Source organism: Bifidobacterium sp. LH_417, from assembly GCF_056357035.1.
Genome location: NZ_JBKEVI010000041.1, coordinates 1 through 1,172 on the forward strand (window position 1 = coordinate 1; position 1,172 = coordinate 1,172).

Here is a 1,172-nt window from a genome sequence, read left to right on the forward strand (position 1 = left end):
GGGGTCTTTTCGTCCTTCTGCGCTTAACGAGCATCTTTACTCGTACTGCAATTTCGCCGAGCTCCTGGTCGAGACAGTGGGGAAGTCGTTACGCCATTCGTGCAGGTCGGAACTTACCCGACAAGGAATTTCGCTACCTTAGGATGGTTATAGTTACCACCGCCGTTTACCGGGGCTTGAATTCACCGCTTCACGCCGAAACGCTGACGGATCCTCTTAACCTTCCGGCACCGGGCAGGCGTCAGTGCATATACAGCGGCTTGCGCCTTCGCATGCACCTGTGTTTTTGGTAAACAGTCGCTACCCCCTGGATTGTGCCACCCCCAACCGCTCCCCGAGCAGAGTCGGTTCACCATCGGGGGTCTCCCTTAAACCGAAGGAACGGGAGTGATTTGCCGAGTTCCTTGACCAGGATTCGCTCGATCGCCTTGGTATGCTCTACCTGACCACCAGTGTCGGTTTGGGGTACGGGCGCCCATGCGCCTCGCGCCGAAGCTTTTCTCGACGGACGGACCCACCGGAAGACACCCAACAGGATGCCCCCATCACGCCTCGGGCCACGATATCCCCGGATTTGCCTGGGGAAGGCCCCGCACGCTTGGACCCGGAAAACCACCTCCGGACCCGGCCTGCCATCCGCGTCACTCCACACGCTATCCTACCGGGAATCGGTTCCCAACAAGCACTCCCACGAACCATCCCGAAGGACGGGGCGGGAACGCCCGGAGGTGAGCATCAACCTTTCGGATCTTGTCGGTTCATGGCCGGTACGGGAATATCAACCCGTTCATCCATTCGACTACGCCTGTCGGCCTCGCCTTAGGACCCGACTCACCCAGGGACGACGAACGTGGCCCTGGAACCCTTGGTCATCCGGCGGCGGGGATCCTCACCCCGCTCTCGCTACTCATGTCTGCATTCTCACTCCCATGCAGTCCACGACCGTTTCCACGACCGCTTCGACCCGCATGGGACGCTCTCCTACCCAGCAGCCGAAAAGCTGCTGCCGCGTCTTCGGTGGCGTGCTTGAGCCCCGCTACATTGTCGGCGCGGAACCACTAGACCAGTGAGCTGTTACGCACTCTTTCAAGGATGGCTGCTTCTGAGCCAACCTCCTGGCTGTCTATGCGACTCCACATCCTTTCCCACTTAGCACGCGCTTCGGGACCTTA

General features: G+C 60.0%; 1 rRNA gene. It reads right to left on the reverse strand.

Annotated features, from left to right (window positions below):
- A 23S ribosomal RNA gene (locus tag AC1AYR_RS11725) occupies positions 1 to 1,172 on the reverse strand; the annotation flags it as partial.